Origin of the sequence: Pricia antarctica (assembly GCF_900101815.1) — a bacterium.
GTDB classification, from domain to species: Bacteria; Bacteroidota; Bacteroidia; order Flavobacteriales; family Flavobacteriaceae; genus Pricia; species Pricia antarctica.
In genome coordinates, this window is sequence record NZ_FNAO01000006.1 from 419,647 (window position 1) to 435,199 (window position 15,553).

The 15,553-nt window shown below is 44.8% G+C and carries 11 protein-coding genes and 1 tRNA gene; 11 read left to right on the forward strand and 1 reads right to left on the reverse strand.

Going from position 1 to position 15,553, the window contains the following annotated elements; genetic code table 11:
• Positions 1-133 precede the first annotated feature (133 nt).
• The 5 genes from BLT07_RS13830 to BLT07_RS13850 all read left to right on the forward strand — a co-directional run bounded on the left by BLT07_RS13830 (position 134) and on the right by BLT07_RS13850 (position 7,510).
• On the forward strand, positions 134-2,245 hold the full coding sequence (locus BLT07_RS13830; protein ID WP_091869798.1) for a thioredoxin domain-containing protein: 2,112 nt from the start codon (positions 134-136) through the stop codon (positions 2,243-2,245).
• Between the two features lie 74 nt (positions 2,246-2,319).
• Positions 2,320-4,038: a GMC family oxidoreductase gene (locus BLT07_RS13835; protein ID WP_091869801.1), complete on the forward strand. Its 1,719-nt coding sequence runs from the start codon at positions 2,320-2,322 to the stop codon at positions 4,036-4,038.
• Positions 4,039-4,044: 6 nt separating this feature from the next.
• Positions 4,045-4,764, forward strand: a complete 720-nt coding sequence (locus BLT07_RS13840; protein ID WP_091869804.1) for a gluconate 2-dehydrogenase subunit 3 family protein — start codon at positions 4,045-4,047, stop codon at positions 4,762-4,764.
• Positions 4,765-4,968: 204 nt separating this feature from the next.
• Positions 4,969-5,793: a sugar phosphate isomerase/epimerase family protein gene (locus tag BLT07_RS13845; protein WP_091869807.1), complete on the forward strand. Its 825-nt coding sequence runs from the start codon at positions 4,969-4,971 to the stop codon at positions 5,791-5,793.
• Between the two features lie 91 nt (positions 5,794-5,884).
• On the forward strand, positions 5,885-7,510 hold the full coding sequence (locus BLT07_RS13850; RefSeq protein ID WP_091869810.1) for a sulfatase family protein: 1,626 nt from the start codon (positions 5,885-5,887) through the stop codon (positions 7,508-7,510).
• A gap of 94 nt (positions 7,511-7,604) precedes the next feature.
• Here BLT07_RS13850 and BLT07_RS13855 read toward each other — a convergent pair whose 3' ends face one another.
• Positions 7,605-9,374 carry an arylsulfatase gene (locus BLT07_RS13855; RefSeq protein ID WP_245726547.1) on the reverse strand — a complete coding sequence of 590 codons (1,770 nt, stop codon included), beginning with the start codon at positions 9,372-9,374 and terminating at the stop codon, positions 7,605-7,607.
• Positions 9,375-9,591: 217 nt separating this feature from the next.
• Between BLT07_RS13855 and BLT07_RS13860 the strand changes: the two genes are divergently transcribed.
• The 6 genes from BLT07_RS13860 to BLT07_RS13890 all read left to right on the forward strand — a co-directional run bounded on the left by BLT07_RS13860 (position 9,592) and on the right by BLT07_RS13890 (position 15,428).
• Positions 9,592-11,448 (forward strand): DUF5060 domain-containing protein, encoded by a 1,857-nt coding sequence (locus tag BLT07_RS13860; protein ID WP_091869816.1) that lies wholly within the window; start codon positions 9,592-9,594, stop codon positions 11,446-11,448.
• A 26-nt stretch (positions 11,449-11,474) separates the two neighbouring features.
• Entirely contained in the window at positions 11,475-12,200 is a 726-nt protein-coding gene (locus BLT07_RS13865) for a M15 family metallopeptidase (RefSeq protein ID WP_091869819.1), read from the forward strand.
• Between the two features lie 100 nt (positions 12,201-12,300).
• Positions 12,301-13,221, forward strand: a complete 921-nt coding sequence (locus BLT07_RS13870) for an alpha/beta hydrolase (protein ID WP_091869822.1) — start codon at positions 12,301-12,303, stop codon at positions 13,219-13,221.
• A 123-nt stretch (positions 13,222-13,344) separates the two neighbouring features.
• Positions 13,345-13,421, forward strand: a tRNA-Pro gene (locus BLT07_RS13875).
• Positions 13,422-14,666: 1,245 nt separating this feature from the next.
• Positions 14,667-14,978 carry a DNA-binding protein gene (locus BLT07_RS13885; RefSeq protein ID WP_139205146.1) on the forward strand — a complete coding sequence of 104 codons (312 nt, stop codon included), beginning with the start codon at positions 14,667-14,669 and terminating at the stop codon, positions 14,976-14,978.
• A gap of 9 nt (positions 14,979-14,987) precedes the next feature.
• Complete coding sequence (locus BLT07_RS13890) at positions 14,988-15,428, forward strand: helix-turn-helix domain-containing protein (protein ID WP_091869830.1); 441 nt, start codon at positions 14,988-14,990, stop codon at positions 15,426-15,428.
• The last annotated feature ends 125 nt before the right edge of the window (positions 15,429-15,553 follow it).

Below are 15,553 nucleotides of genomic sequence, written 5' to 3' on the forward strand. Positions count from 1 at the left end.
CGTTAGGCATCTTTGAACACCCGCCATAAACTGCGTCGAAGGCTTGAACTTTGCTAAAGCGCATAGGCTTGAACTTAACATTACACTTGAACTTGATTTTGAATATCGTATTTTCGTAGGATAATAAACAGCTATGATTTTTGCGTTCCCAAGACCGTCTTTAGGATATCTTGTCTTGCCCTTACTCTTTCTTTTGTCCTGCAAGGAAAACCAAGGCCAACAAATGGAAAAAACCCATAAATTTACTAATGCCTTGGCAGACGAGACCAGTCCGTATCTGTTGCAACACGCCCACAATCCCGTAAATTGGAGACCTTGGAGCCAAGAAGCCTTAAAAGACGCTGAAAAAGAGAACAAATTGGTGTTGGTCAGTATCGGTTATTCCTCTTGCCATTGGTGCCATGTTATGGAAGAGGAGACCTTTGAAGATGAAGCAGTGGCCAAGATAATGAACGAAAACTTTATCAATATCAAGGTCGACCGTGAAGAGCGGCCCGATGTCGACCAGGTCTATATGACCGCCTTGCAGTTGATTTCGGGCAATGGCGGATGGCCCCTGAACGTCATTACCCTGCCAAATGGGAAACCCCTTTACGGTGGCACTTACCACACCAAGGAACAGTGGGCCAAGGTGTTGACCAAAATCAGCGATCTTTACAATAACGACCCCAAAAAGGCGGCTGAATATGCTGATATGGTCGCTTCCGGCATTGCCGATGCCAATATTATCGAGCCTGCGGAAAATATCGGTTCGCTAACAGAGGAGACCGTTACTAAAAGTATTGCAAATTGGAAACCGAACTGGGATTTGCAAGAAGGGGGTGATAAGGGTACGCAGAAATTCATGATTCCCACGAATTTGAGCTTTCTTTTGGATTATGCGCTATTGACCGGCGATGCTAGTGCCAAAGCGCACGTGAAAAATACTTTGGATAAAATGGCACTCGGCGGTGTCTATGATCAGCTCGGAGGCGGATTTTACCGATACAGTACGGACGCTCATTGGAAAGTGCCACACTTTGAAAAAATGCTCTATGACAATGCCCAATTGTTGAGTCTGTATGCCAAGGCCTACCAAATTTTCAAAAATCCGGAATACAAAGCGGTCGTTTTCGAAACCATCGAATTTTTAGACCGGGAAATGAAGAACACCGCTGGCGGCTATTTCGCCGCATTGAACGCGGATAGCGAGGGAGAGGAAGGCAAGTTTTACGTCTGGCAAGAAGCTGAATTGAAGTCCGTCTTAGGGAACGATTTCGAGCTTTTTGCATCCTATAATAACATCAAGCCCAAAGCGATTTGGGAAGAGGGAAAGTACGTACTGCACAAGCCAATGCCCGATTCTGCTTTTGAAAAGGAGCATTCCTTAGCGGAAAATAAACTTAAAGTTTCCAAGAAAGTATGGCGTGATAAACTCTTGAAAGCTAGGGATGAAAGAATACGGCCGTCCACCGACGATAAAATCATTACCTCTTGGAACGCCCTGTTAATCAATGGATTTATAGATGTGTATGAAACCTTTGGGGAAATTGAGCATCTGGACAAAGCGAAATCCATTTATGAATTTATAAAGGCAAATGCCTACGATGATGGAAAACTGGTGCATACCTATAAGAAGGGCAGTCGCCAAAAGGAAGGGTTTTTGGAGGATTATGCGTTTTTAACGGATGCATCCCTGCAGCTTTACAGCGCGACCATGAATACCAAATACCTTAAATTTGCGCAAAAGTTGACCCAAAAGGCGGAAAACCTATTTTTCGATACCGCCTCGGGCATGTACCGCTACAACGACGGTGATGAGCTAATCGCCAAGATAATCAAGACGGATGACGGCGTGCTGCCCTCGCCCAATGCCGTCATGGCGCACAATCTTTTCAGATTGGGACACCTCGAATACAAAACCGATTACACTGAAAAAGCGCAGCGGATGCTTTCGGCCATGGTTCCCATGATAACAGAACACGCCCCCAGTTATTCAAAGTGGAATTCCCTGTTACTAAACACGGCCTATCCTTATTACGAGATTGCCGTAGTAGGTAAAAAAGCAGCGCCTTTGCTCAAAGCGCTTGCTCAGAATTATGTACCAAATACCGTGGTCGTTGGAAGTACTTCCGAGAGTGATCTGCCACTATTTGAAGATCGCTATTTTGATGATGGTACCTTTATATACGTATGTAAGAATACGACGTGTAAGTTGCCGGTGGAAACGGTTGAAAAAGCCTTGTATCAGTTGAGGAATTTTTGAAAACTAATTTTTTAGTGTTTTAGATATATAATTTTTAACTTGTCTGCTTAATTGAATTACAAAAAATCCAAACTATGCAAATAAAGGAAACCCCCGAGCAGTATGACGTGATAATTGTCGGATCGGGTGCTGGTGGCGGTATGGCCACCAAACAATTGGCCGATGCCGGTCTAAACGTCGCCGTTATAGAGGCGGGTCCGTTTTTCGACCCTGCGGATCCCAAGACGATGACCCAATTGAAATGGGCCTATGAATCTCCACGGAGGTTTGCCGGAACCGACCGTGCTTTCGGCGGCGCCGATATGTCTTGGGGCGATTGGAAAGTCGAGGGAGAACCGTACACACATGCTGAAGGTTCTACTTTCCGTTGGTGGCGTTCTAGAATGCTGGGTGGGCGTACCAATCACTGGGGACGTATATCGCTGCGTTTTGGCCCAAAGGATTTTAAAGGAAAATCACGTGATGGCCATGGGGAAGATTGGCCCATCGGCTATGAAGACGTAAAGCCCTATTACGATAAAGTAGACAAATTGATAGGCGTATTTGGCAGCAACGAAGGTCGTGAGAACGATCCAGACGGCTTCTTTCTTCCGCCGCCAAAACCTCGATTGCACGAACTATTCTACATCAAAGGCGCCAAAAAATCGGCAGTTCCCGTAATACCCGGAAGGCTATCCATGTTGACAAAACGGATAAACAATGATAGAGGCGTGTGTTTCTATTGCGGCCAATGTAATCGTTCCTGTTCGGTATACGCCGATTTCTCTGCGGGAAGTTGCTTGATATTTCCGGCCCAAAAAGGCGGCCAAGTTAAACTGTACTGTGACTCTATGGTACGAGAAGTGACTACCAATGAGGAAGGAAAGGCTACAGGAGTATCGTTCATCAATAAAATAGATCGAAAGGAATATAAATTAAAGGCCAAAGTGGTGGTCTTGGCGGCTTCTGCTTGTAGTTCTGCCCGTATTCTGTTGAATTCCAAAAGCAAACAACATCCTACTGGTTTAGGCAATAGTAGTGATTTGGTCGGTAAATATTTACACGATTCTACCGGCGGGGACCGTGCAGGTTTCGTTCCCGATTTAATGAACAGAAAGGTTTCATACAATGAAGATGGCGTAGGGGGTATGCATGTCTATTCACCATGGTGGGGCGACAATTCAAAGCTCGATTTCCCGCGGGGTTATCATATTGAAGTCGGTGGGGGTATGGGAAATCCCAATTATGGTTTTGGTATGAACCCAAATGCGTTCAATGCGTTTTTTGGTCTTCCAGTAGGCGGTTACGGGGATAGTCTAAGAACTGATGTTAAGAAATATTACGGTGCAGTTGTTGGCATGGCGGGTAGAGGAGAGGCTATAGCGCGAAAAGAGAATTATTGTGAAATAGATCCTACAACAGTAGACGCTTATGGTATTCCCGTGTTAAAGTTCAATTATCAATGGTCGGACTTTGAGATAAATCAGGCCAAACATATGCAGGATACCTTTGAAGAAATCATCCATAATATGGGTGGGGAACCAATGGGAGATAAACCAGGAAAAGATCGGAATTACGGACTTCATGCCCCAGGCGAAATTATACATGAAGTAGGAACGACCCGTATGGGTAATGATCCAAAAACGTCAGTAACCAATAAATTTCAACAGCTTCATGATGTGGATAACGTATTCATAGTCGATGCCGGTCCGTTCGTATCACAAGCGGATAAAAATTGTACTTGGACGATTATGGCACTTTCTTGGCGGGCATCAGATTATATAATCGAACAATTAAAACAACAAAATATCTAGGACAGCATGGATAGAAGAAAAAGTATACAAACGATAATCCTAGGTGCCGGAGCATCCGCTTTGGCGTTTCATGGTTGTAAGACCGATGGGGAAAAAACGGTAAACGAAGATATTCCGGCGACCGACGATACTAAATATTTTGGACGAAGGCCCGTGGAACTGGAACGGATAGAAAAACTGAACGCCGAGCAATTGTTCAACGACCACGAAATGGAAACCATAGCTGTTCTCAGTACGGTCATCCTGCCTCCAAAAGAACCCCACGGAGGCCCGATCGAGGCAGACGTTCCCGAATTCATCGAGTTCATGGGCAAGGATATTCCAGAGATGCAGAACACTTTACTGGGAGGACTCATGTGGATGGACCATAAGAGCAATACGGAGTTCGGAATCGAATTTAAATCCGCAACGCTCGAGCAGCAAAAACAAATATGTGATGAAATTTGTTTTCATGATCCGGAAATTCCCTTAAACAGGCAACCTTTAGAAATCCAATTCTTTGCATTGATGCGAAATCTAACCGTATCAGGCTACTACACCTCAAAAGTAGGAATTGCCGATTTGGGCTACAAGGGAAATTCGCCCAATGTCTGGGATGGGGTACCGCAAGATGTTTTAGATCAACACGGTGTGGCGTACGACCCGGAATGGATCGCCAAATGTGTTGATCAAAGCAAGCGTAACGAGATTGCGGAGTGGGACGAGAACGGGAAGCTGCTGACGTAGTATGTATGGTTGCTTGTTAAAGGTTTCAACGAACAGGTTAATTGTTCGGCTCTTCCACGAAGTTCATTCAGCCCAGTCGAAAAGGTTAGGAGATGGGTTTATACTGTCTAAAAGCAGGTTCAATACTTCGGATGCACTCAGCAAAAGCGTTCAAGGTAAAAAAGTTAAAGGTTTAAAGTCACAGGTTAATTGATAAAATTTTAAATGAAAAAACTACTCATTGTTTTAGGGATACTAGTGTTCACAAGTCCAATTTTCGCGCAAGAAGTCGGTCTACAACTTTATAGTTTGCGCGACCAGTTCAAGGAAGACGTACCTGGTACGTTGCAGGTGATCAAGGATTGGGGTATCACGAAGATCGAGGGCGGAGGAACTTACGACCTGCCCATGAAGGAATTCGAGGCGCTTTTAAAGAAAAACAATCTTGAAGTGGTAAGTGTGGGCGCCGATTTTGGAGATTTGGAGAACGATGTCCAAAAAGTAATCAACAATGCTAAATCTTTCGGGGCAAAATACGTCATGTGCGCCTGGGTGCCACATGATAATAACAAATGGGATCTCGAAGAGACCCAACATGCTACCGAGGTGTTCAACAAAGCGGGAAAGCAGTTGAAAAAGAACGGTTTAACCCTGGCCTATCATGCTCACGGATATGAATTCCGCCCGTATAAAGACGGTACGCTTTTCGATTATATGGCCCAGAACGCCACCGATTTTACATTTGAACTCGATGTATATTGGGCCCAGCACGGAGGAGCGGATCCTTTGGCGTTGATGAAAAAATATCCCGATAAATTCAGTTTGATGCATTTAAAGGATATGGAAAAGGGCGTGAAAGGCAACAATACGGGCCATGAAGACGTGGAGACCAATGTGGTACTCGGTACGGGTCAGATAGATATCGCCGGTACGGTTGCGGAAGCCAAAAAATTAGGTATAGAGTATATGTTTATCGAGGACGAATCTTCTAGGGTGGTCGAGCAAGTACCCCAAAGTTTGGAGTTTTTGAACGGACTAGAGGATCAATGAGTTTAGGTATCGGTCGTCGGAGTCAAGTGAAAAAATGGGTGGAGCTTTCTACGACTGCTTAAAGGAACATCCCCCTTAAAAGCTGTTCTATATGAGAATTCCAAGCTTATTTTGTCTTTTTGCCCTATCACTCTCAAGTTGTAATCAAAAAATATCCGAAGAAGCTGCTACAAACAAACCCCTTCCCAATATCATTTGGCTTGTTGCCGAAGACCAGTCTCCCGAATGGTTCCCCATGTATGGCGACAGTACGATATCCTTGCCGAATTTAGAAGCTTTGGCCAAAGACGGTGTGGTGTACGACAATGCTGTAGCACCCGTTCCCGTCTGTGCTCCGGCAAGGAGTGCATTGATTACGGGTATGTACCCGACAACCCTAGGTACGCACAATATGCGTACCTATGCGCCAGGCCGACGGGAGGGCGACCGGCCGTATCCGGGTTTGGACATTCCAAGTTATTCTCCCGTGGTTCCCGACGGCGTCAAAATGTTTCCCCAATATCTTCGGAGGAAAGGCTATTATACCGCTAACGGCCCTAAGGAAGACTACAACTTCGAAAAGACCGATGCCGCTTGGGACGAAAGCAGCTCGGATCGACATTGGCGAAAAAGGAGGAACGGGCAGCCCTTTTTCACAGTTTTTAATTTTGCCGTTTGCCACGAATCCCAAATTTGGAAAAGGGGTCAGGATTCCCTTTTTGTGGATCCTTCAAAAATCCACGTACCTCCGTATTTTCCGGATACGGAGACCGTTCGCCACGATCTTGCGGTCAATTACAGCAACCTCAAGCGGCTCGATGAACAAATCGGAGAAATTATCGCTGATTTAAAGGAAGATGGCCTCTACGAGAATAGCATTATTTTCTTTTATGGCGACCATGGCGGACCTTTTCCAAGGCATAAACGGGCCTTATACGATACGGGCGTCCTAGTGCCTCTGATCATAAAATTCCCTGAAAATGCGCATGCAGGTGAACGTGACGACCGATTGTTCTGTTTTATCGATTATGCGCCGACGGTATTATCCTTTGCCGGTATAGAACCGCCCAAAGTCATGCAAGGTATCGCGCAGTTCGGAGCGTATGAGGTAGAAAAGGAATCCGAATATACTTTTCATTCTTCAGACCGCTTCGATGAACTCTACGATCGCCTCCGCGCCGTCAGATCAAAACGCTATAAATACATAAAAAGTTACAATACCAATATCAGCCATGCCCTGCCCGTAGGCTATCGCGAGCAGATGCCCATGATGCAAGAACTTAGAAAGCTGCATGAAACCGGGAAGTTGAACGTTAACCAAGACCTTTGGCTCAGCACCATAAAACCCGAGGAAGAGCTTTATGACCTCCAGAAAGACCCGTATGAACTCCATAATCTGGCCGGCAATAAAGATTTAAAGGACACCTTGGTACGCTATCGAAAAATCTTGAAAGATTGGATTAAGGATACCAAGGATCTCGGAGAATATCCAGAAAAGGAACTGATCGATAACTGGTTGGTCGACGGCAAACAACCCAAACTACCCCCCTTGGAAGTGGAAGAGAAAAATGAAAGTATCCGTCTTATCTCCAAAAAATCGGATGCCACCATCGTTTGGAAGCAGCCTCAAGATTCCGTTTGGAACGTCTATGGTGAACCCTTGCCCGCCACTATTCCCTTCGAGGCCAAAGCAGAGCGGATCGGCTATTCGGATTCTGCGGTTTTGCGGTTTGAATAGTCGATATTTCTGTTATGGAACACACTTAGACTTTTTGTTTCGAACCGAAAATAGCGGATATGTGGTTAGGTGAATCCATTTTTACAGCTAATTTTCATTCCACCTTCCTAAAAACCAACAACCGAACATCCGCAACCTCCCGGCCGGCGACTTTCAAGGTTTTCAAGGTCAACGTACCCTTCCCTTTTTTCAATACCATCGTACCCAAATCCATGGGCTTAAAATCCTTTACATAGGATTCTTTTCTGGGTACGCGATCATTTTCCATTCCTTCTAACGGCGGATTGTTCGACTCGGTTATCTTTTTGGCTATTTTACTGTTACCAAGGCTCAGTTCAACGATAGATCCCAGGTTTTCTTCGGTAACAGTGTAGTAAAGTTCGACATCAAAATGACCATTGGCCAAGACTTCGACATCCCACGTAATGGAATCATTTGCGCTTGACCAATTGGTGAAAAAACTGTCGTTCGGGTATTGGTTACTACGCTCGATAGCACCATGGGGAATACCGTCGCGGGCGGGGAACCATGTGTACAGATAGCTAGGATGACCCAAGGTAAAAAGCCTTGTATCGGTTTCCGCTGTCTGCGGTTTGACTTCGGACAGCCAATCCGTTTTTGCCTTTACCAAAGAATCCCTCAACTGTGGATATCGGGCGGAGATATCGGTTTTTTGTCCCCGGTCTTTTTGAATATCGTAAAGTTGGTCCTCAGCGTCCAATCGGTATTTTTGGGTGCGTAGGCTGGTTCTTCCGTTCCAATGATTGTAGATCAAGCGATCTTCCCATTCGGGATTTTTATCGAAAAGTAATGGCGTTAGGTCTTTCCCATCGATAGGTTTGGCGGTAATCGGCGGCACGCCTACCAATTTCGACAGTGTGGGCAAAATGTCCAACGCACTAGCGATTTGAGGAATTGTTTTCCCTTCGGGAAGTGAGTTTTTCCATTGGATGTAGAAGGGGGTACGCACGCCTCCTTCGTCCGTATCCCCTTTTTTGCCGCGCATTCCGCCGTTCCACCTAAAACTGTTCGGGCCGTTGTCACTCAGATAGATGACAATGGTGTCATCCTCTAGGTACAGCTTGCGCAACTTGGCCATAATCCTCCCGACGTTGTAATCGATGTTTTCTACCATCGCCAGCGCTGCTTTGTTAACATTTATGTTTTCGGTATCTTTTGCATCCTTTTCATTGGAAATTAGGGTTAAATCTTTGTCCTTAAATCTATCCCAGTATTCGTCGGGTACTTGCATAGGGCTATGTGGCGTGTTGAAGGGCAGATAAAGAAAAAATGGATTGTCCTGGTTTTTTTCGATAAACTTCAGTCCGTGTTCGGTGAGGTCATCCACTAAAAATCCATTTCCTTCAACGGGTTGTCCATTATGTTCAAGCATGGGACTGAAATAGTTGCCCCAATGGCCGGAGGCGAATCCGTAAAAATCTTGGAATCCCTGTGAATTCGGATGATAGGGCGGTTGCGTTCCGTTGTGCCATTTTCCGTAAGCGGCAGTTTGGTAGCCTGCTTTATTCAAGATTTCCGCCAAGGTGGTCTCCTCGTAGTCCATCCGTTCGCCACCGGCCGACGTGGAATAGACTCCGGTTCGTGGAAAGTGCCTTCCGGTCAACAGTTCGGCGCGGGTAGGGGAGCAGACCGGTTGCACGTAAAAATTATCGAATGATATGCCATATTTGGCAATGGCATCGATATTCGGGGTCTTGAGGTCGGTGTTTCCACTGCTGCCAAGATCTCCCCAACCTTGATCATCGGCCAAGATCAGTACGATGTTCGGTTTTTTTTCACCACGTGAATCGGCGTTTTTGGGGGTTTCTTCCTTCTTTTCTTGACATCCTATTAAACAAAACATAACATAAAATAGGACGATGCTAAGACGACTATACATGGTTTCTAAAACTTTTGTAGGTAAAAATACGATTTATTGTATTCTGATGCTACGCATAGCCTAACCCACCTTTGTTTCAGTGGATATAACGATAAATTCCTATATCGGGCCAGCTCGGATTTAACATTTGAATTCAAAAAAAATGGTATCTTGAGGCTGGTAAAACCGAACAGCTACCCCAATGTCCCACCGAAGATTCTATACGTTTTATCTGTCGTTATGTGCACTCATTTTCGGGTTATCGGCCTGTAATAAAAAAGAGAAAGTCCAAAATCATGTACTCGAAGGTTCCCTTAAAAAATGGCAGCCTGTAACCCTTACTTTTGACGGACCTCAAGTTTCGAAAAACGACGCGATCAATCCGTTTTTGGACTATGCGCTTTTGGTGAATTTTCATAATGGCAAAGAGTATTTTACGGTTCACGGTTATTTTGCCGCGGATGGGGAGGCCGCCGAGACCGGAGCCGAAAGTGGCAACAAATGGCGAGTAAAATTCGCGCCAGATGCAGAAGGAAAATGGGAATTCGAGGCGTATTTGGCGGAAGGCACGGATATAGGTATTAGCGAAGATCCGCTGAAGGAAAAGAAAAAGGCCTTATGGAAATCATCTGGAAGTTTTGAAATTGCTCCCCCAGATTCTACGGCGACAGGATTCTATAGTACGGGAAGATTGGAGTACACCGGAAAGCATTATTTGGAGGAATCCGAAACCGGAAAGCAGTTCCTTAAAAGTGGTGTAGGTAGCCCAGAGAACTTTTTGGCCTATCATGAATTCGACGGTACTTTTGATAACGGAGGGGCAGAAACTCCCACGCTGACGAATGGATTGCACCAGTATTCGCAACATATAGGCGATTGGAAGGATGGAGATCCCATTTGGGGCGACGATAAGGGCAAGGGAATTATTGGCTCGCTTAATTATTTAGCCGATAAAGGCATGAACAGCCTGTATTTCATGACTATGAATGTGGCGGGCGACGGCAACGATGTATGGCCGTGGATCGATCCGGACAAGCAAACCCGATATGATGTTAGCAAGCTGGCGCAGTGGGAAAAGGTTTTTACACATATGGACAAGTTGGGTATGGCGATGAACGTTTTCACCCAGGAGACCGAAAACGATACGCTTTTGAACCATGGGGACCTCGGTCTCGAGCGAAAGTTATATTACAAAGAACTCGTGGCACGGTTCGGTCATCATTTAGGCGTTGTGTGGAATCTGGGCGAGGAGACCAACCGTAGTACCGAACAATTGGAAAGCTATGCCACTTACATTCGAAGTGTCGATCCGTATAATCATCCCATAGCGGCGCACAATCACGTTCGGGTAACCGGAAAAAGTATTGCAGGAAGGCCATTAGATCCCATACAGGAAACATTTTTGCCTTTGTTGGGCTTTAAAGACTTTGAGATTCCGTCGTTACAGATGGCCGATACCATGGAGATTCATGAGGAAGTCAACAAATGGCGTAATCTTTCCTTGGATAAAAAGCGACCTTGGGTCATATATTTAGATGAGATCGGCCCTTATGATATTGGCGTCACCACCGATTCCGCGGCCAACAATAATTATGACGCGGTCATGCACACTAGTCTTTGGGGAAGCCTGATGTCTGGTGGGGCGGGGACATCTTGGTATTTTGGAGGTTCTGATATTCCCAACAATGATCTGTCCGCAGAAGATTTTAGGACACGGGATCAATGGTGGGATATAGCCACTAACGCCCACCAGTTTTTCAATCACCATCTGCCATTTTGGGAGATGCAAAATCACGATGAACTGGTGAGCAATGAAAAAAGCTACTGTTTTGCCAAAAAAGATGATATTTACGTGGTGTACCTGCCCAAAAATGAGACAACCGACCTTCAGATCGGCGATGGTGCCTTTACCATAGCCTTCTATGACCCGAAAAAGGGCGGCATGCTGCTCGACAAACAAAACGAAGGATGGAAAATCACCAAACCGAATAGCGTAGAACTTTCGGCGTTTAACGGTCAAAAGAACAAAGATTGGGTGATTGTCATAAAAAGAAAATAACCTAAAGCTTATACAGAAAGCACCAAATGACTCGCAATACCTTGATATTATTTTTAACAATTAGTTTTTTCTACGGATGTAAAGAAAATCCAAATAAAGAAAAGAAACCCGCAGCGGTGTTTCAGAAGATTGAGGAAACTATCAATAGAGTACCGCAAAAACAGACCTCTCCCCAAAAATCGTTTCGTACTTTTGAGCACCTGGCGGATACTACCTTTGTGCGTTTGGCGGATTTTAGCGACGGCTTTGCCTATGATTTGCGCTATGCTACCACAAATAATTTTTTAAAGGAAAAAGTGTACGACTGCGCCGAGTGCTATACCCGGGTAAAAACTGCCAAGGCTTTGCTGGCGGCCAACAGCGAATTTCACGATAATGGGGTACGAATCAAGTTTTTTGATTGTTATCGGCCGAATTCCGTGCAGTATAAAATGTGGGAAATCGTACCGAATCCCCAATACGTCGCCAATCCTAAAAAGGGGTCCATTCATAATAAAGGTGGAGCGGTAGACATTACTTTGGAAACCTTGGCGGGGGAGGAACTCGATATGGGTACGGATTTTGATTTTTTCGGAAAGCGAGCCTACCACGATATGTCCGATTTGCGGCAAGAGATACTCGATAACCGAAAATTGCTCAAGGAAACTATGGAAAAACATGGTTTTTGGTCCATTAGAACCGAGTGGTGGCATTATAACTTAGGGGCGGCATCCAATGATAGGGTGGCTGATTTTAAATGGGACTGCGATTGATGGTTGAATTTGAAAACTTGTCCGTGTGTCCGCCAGACCGGTTTAAAAATCGGTAGATTTGAAAATAATTTCCATTTGTCCAAAAAGTAATAGTATCATTATGAAAAATAAAATTTACATTATTATGTCAACCTTCTTTTTCGGAGCCACTGTTCTGGCCCAAGACACCATCATGCCCCTATGGCCCAAAGATAAAATTCCAAATCGCATCGAAAGTGATGAAAAAGAGGAGCATGTCAGCGAAGACATTGTAAGGATCAGCAAGGTGCAAGAACCTACGATCGAGGTATATCTGCCCGCCAAAAAAAACGCTACCGGACAGGCCATGTTGATATTTCCAGGTGGCGGATATGGAATTTTGGCCTATGATTGGGAAGGTACTGATATTGCTAAATTCCTCAACGGAAAGGGCATTGCCGGGATTGTGGTAAAGTACCGATTACCTTCCGACAAATCGCAGACCGAAAAATGGAACGTGCCCCTTATCGATGCCCAGCGCGCCCTACGATTGGTACGTAGCAAGGCAAAGGATTTTAATATTGCCTCTGACAAAATTGGAATTATCGGCTTTTCCGCAGGGGGTCATTTGGCATCGACCTTGGGTACGCATTTCGAAGAAAAAGTATACGATCAAATTGATGAGGCGGATGCTCAGAGTGCCCGCCCCGATTTTATGGCATTGATATATCCAGTGATTACGTTTACGAAAAGTACAAAGCATTCCGGTTCGCAAAAAAACCTTTTGGGAGAAAATCCAACACAAGAAATGCTAAAACATTTCTCGAACGAGCTTCAAGTGACTTCGGAAACCCCGCCAACCCTATTGGTACATGCAACCGATGATCCCGGCGTTCCGGTGGAGAATAGTCTCATGTTTTTTCAGGCCTTAAAAGACAAGAACGTATCCGCCACGATGCACGTTTATCCAAAAGGCGGACACGGATTTTCCCTGGCGCGCAAAGACCCGCACTTGAGAGGTTGGACAGAACAACTTTTCGAATGGATGGAAAGTTTGAATTAGTTTTTCGGATTTTTCGTAAAAAACGAAGGGTAATCAAAAGGTGTTTTATATTTTTGCAATCCAATTTCGAAAAACGGAATCCCTTTTTTTCGAATTTGGAATGTAATAGCGTTAGCTATTTTTCGGGATGTAGCGCAGTCCGGTAGCGTACACGCCTGGGGGGCGTGTGGTCGCAGGTTCAAATCCTGTCATCCCGACCAGTAAGCACGGGGCCTCCGAGAGATCGGGGGCCTTTTGTTTTTCCACAGGTACAACATTTTTGAATGTTTTGAAATATGTAACTGAACCTGTACGAACATAACCTTGTGGATTACTTTTAAAAAACACCGATTTGGGAATGATGGATTTTTAATCCAATCTTGAAGACTGCAAGATTCAATTTTGAAATTTACCTGTTGAATAGGTTGTCGCTAGTTCGAGCCCAAGAGGAGAAGCTATTACCAACAAAGGCCCCGCAGAAATGTGGGGCCTTTCTTTTTTGGCAGGGTTGAAACAAGGGTGAAACAATTAATCTTTGCATTTATCTTCCTATCTTCATAAGCGGCTTTCATGCGGTTATGAAATACTCCTTTAAAGATACCATTATTTCGCTTTTCCGGCGGATCGACAAAACAATTTTCGATCTGCATCGAACGGGTACGGCGTGGAAAAACAGGAAAGTCCCACATTGGATCGTTCTGGTCTTCGCGATCGGGTCGTACTTTCTTTTACTTTGGCAGTTATGGCCGTTCCTATCGAATCCGCAAATATCCTTTTTTGGATATCTTGGATCTTTCTTTCTGCTGGTATTTACGATCCTGTTCTTGGTGTTCGCTAAAATCTACATTTCACGGCTTCTCAATTATACGAGCCCGTATCCGATCCAAAACAAGAAATCCCATATAGCGAAAGCGATTTCGAGATACCTTTCCGCTATTCCAAAACAGCCCATTGCATTGATTATGATAGGGCCAATCTTTTTAAGGACTATCTAAGAACGGATAGGGAGGACTTCTTAAGACTGCAATCGGGAAAGCGGGTTTCCCAAAAATTGATATGGCTGCCCTTGACCGATAGGAAGCTGCCCAACTTCCGGCTTTTTTTCGAGTTCCTGAACCATATCTCCGAAGAGAACCTGTAAGGGTATTACGGGGAAAACCTTTTACGCCTATGTAACTATATCATTTCCCACTTTGAGTCAAGGGATATGGAATGGTCGGTAAAACAACTTCAAAAGGCACATTCGGGCTGGAAAAACTGCAATCCGAAACGGCGTATGGACCTGAAGATAGATATCGAAAACCACCTTGTACTTATTGACCGATCATAAAATGAAAGGGAATGCATAGGAAAACGGCGGAACGCTTTCCTTTACTTGATTTCATTACATAATACCCTCAAATTGCTTTCAAATAGTTCCATGGGCCGATCATGGAAACAATGTGAAAACTCAATCCGAAAGCGATATGGACAAACAGAATTCTTCCCTGGTACGACTGCTCCTCGAAAAAATATACCATCTGGACGAGGCCGCCCTGGTCAAAAAAAAGGTGTTCAACGTCTCCAATTTACAGATGTATACGGGCTGGAGCCTTTCCAAGATCTACAAGCTCACCTCGGCACGGTTGATCCCATTTTCCAAACCGACCAACGGGTCGCTGTTCTTCGAACGGGAGAAGATCGAGGAATGGCTGCTTCAAAACCCTTCCTATACGGAAGACGATATCGAGGAAAGGGTCAGTGCACACTTGAGAAAAAACCATCGCGGTAATTCATAATATATAGCTATGAAAGCTGCCGATAGGAATTTTCAGGGCATATGGATCCCCAAGATGATCTACTTGAATACCGAGGTGAACTGGTACGCCAAGATCCTGTTCCTGGAGATACACAGCTTTACCGCGAACGGAAAGGAATGTTATATGTCGAACGGATATATCTCGTCGTTCCTGAATATCTCCGAACGGCAGGTTTCCCGATATATTTCCGAACTGAAGACGATCGGCTGGATGGAGGAGGTTTCCTTCGACGGGAGGAGGCGGTATCTAAGGAGCGCACTCGAGTTCAATTTCCGAACGGGCGCACCTGATACGACAAAAGTGTCCAGGCAGGATGGACATCTCTATCGTGGCAGCAACGTCAGAAATGACCATCATATAAAACAAGCTACAAAACAAGACATAAAATCAATTAATTATTTAAAAGTAAAAAATCGAATTTTAGAATAGGACCTATGGAAAATAATCGGTCGGAACGTTTGTAGCCTTACCCGTTTTAGGACAATGCTAAATTCAGAAATTTTTTGTTCTTAAGCCCGGATTTTGTGACGGATCTTGATCCGGCATAAAATCGG

Bases quoted from the DNA above. Each gene is read 5' to 3' on its own strand.
- BLT07_RS13830 (WP_091869798.1), top strand. From the start codon at position 134: ATGATTTTTGCGTTCCCAAGACCGTCTTTAGGATATCTTGTCTTGCCC.
- BLT07_RS13835 (WP_091869801.1), top strand. From the start codon at position 2,320: ATGCAAATAAAGGAAACCCCCGAGCAGTATGACGTGATAATTGTCGGA.
- BLT07_RS13840 (WP_091869804.1), top strand. From the start codon at position 4,045: ATGGATAGAAGAAAAAGTATACAAACGATAATCCTAGGTGCCGGAGCA.
- BLT07_RS13845 (WP_091869807.1), top strand. From the start codon at position 4,969: ATGAAAAAACTACTCATTGTTTTAGGGATACTAGTGTTCACAAGTCCA.
- BLT07_RS13850 (WP_091869810.1), top strand. From the start codon at position 5,885: ATGAGAATTCCAAGCTTATTTTGTCTTTTTGCCCTATCACTCTCAAGT.
- BLT07_RS13855 (WP_245726547.1), bottom strand. From the start codon at position 9,374: ATGTTTTGTTTAATAGGATGTCAAGAAAAGAAGGAAGAAACCCCCAAA.
- BLT07_RS13860 (WP_091869816.1), top strand. From the start codon at position 9,592: ATGTCCCACCGAAGATTCTATACGTTTTATCTGTCGTTATGTGCACTC.
- BLT07_RS13865 (WP_091869819.1), top strand. From the start codon at position 11,475: ATGACTCGCAATACCTTGATATTATTTTTAACAATTAGTTTTTTCTAC.
- BLT07_RS13870 (WP_091869822.1), top strand. From the start codon at position 12,301: ATGAAAAATAAAATTTACATTATTATGTCAACCTTCTTTTTCGGAGCC.
- BLT07_RS13885 (WP_139205146.1), top strand. From the start codon at position 14,667: ATGGACAAACAGAATTCTTCCCTGGTACGACTGCTCCTCGAAAAAATA.
- BLT07_RS13890 (WP_091869830.1), top strand. From the start codon at position 14,988: ATGAAAGCTGCCGATAGGAATTTTCAGGGCATATGGATCCCCAAGATG.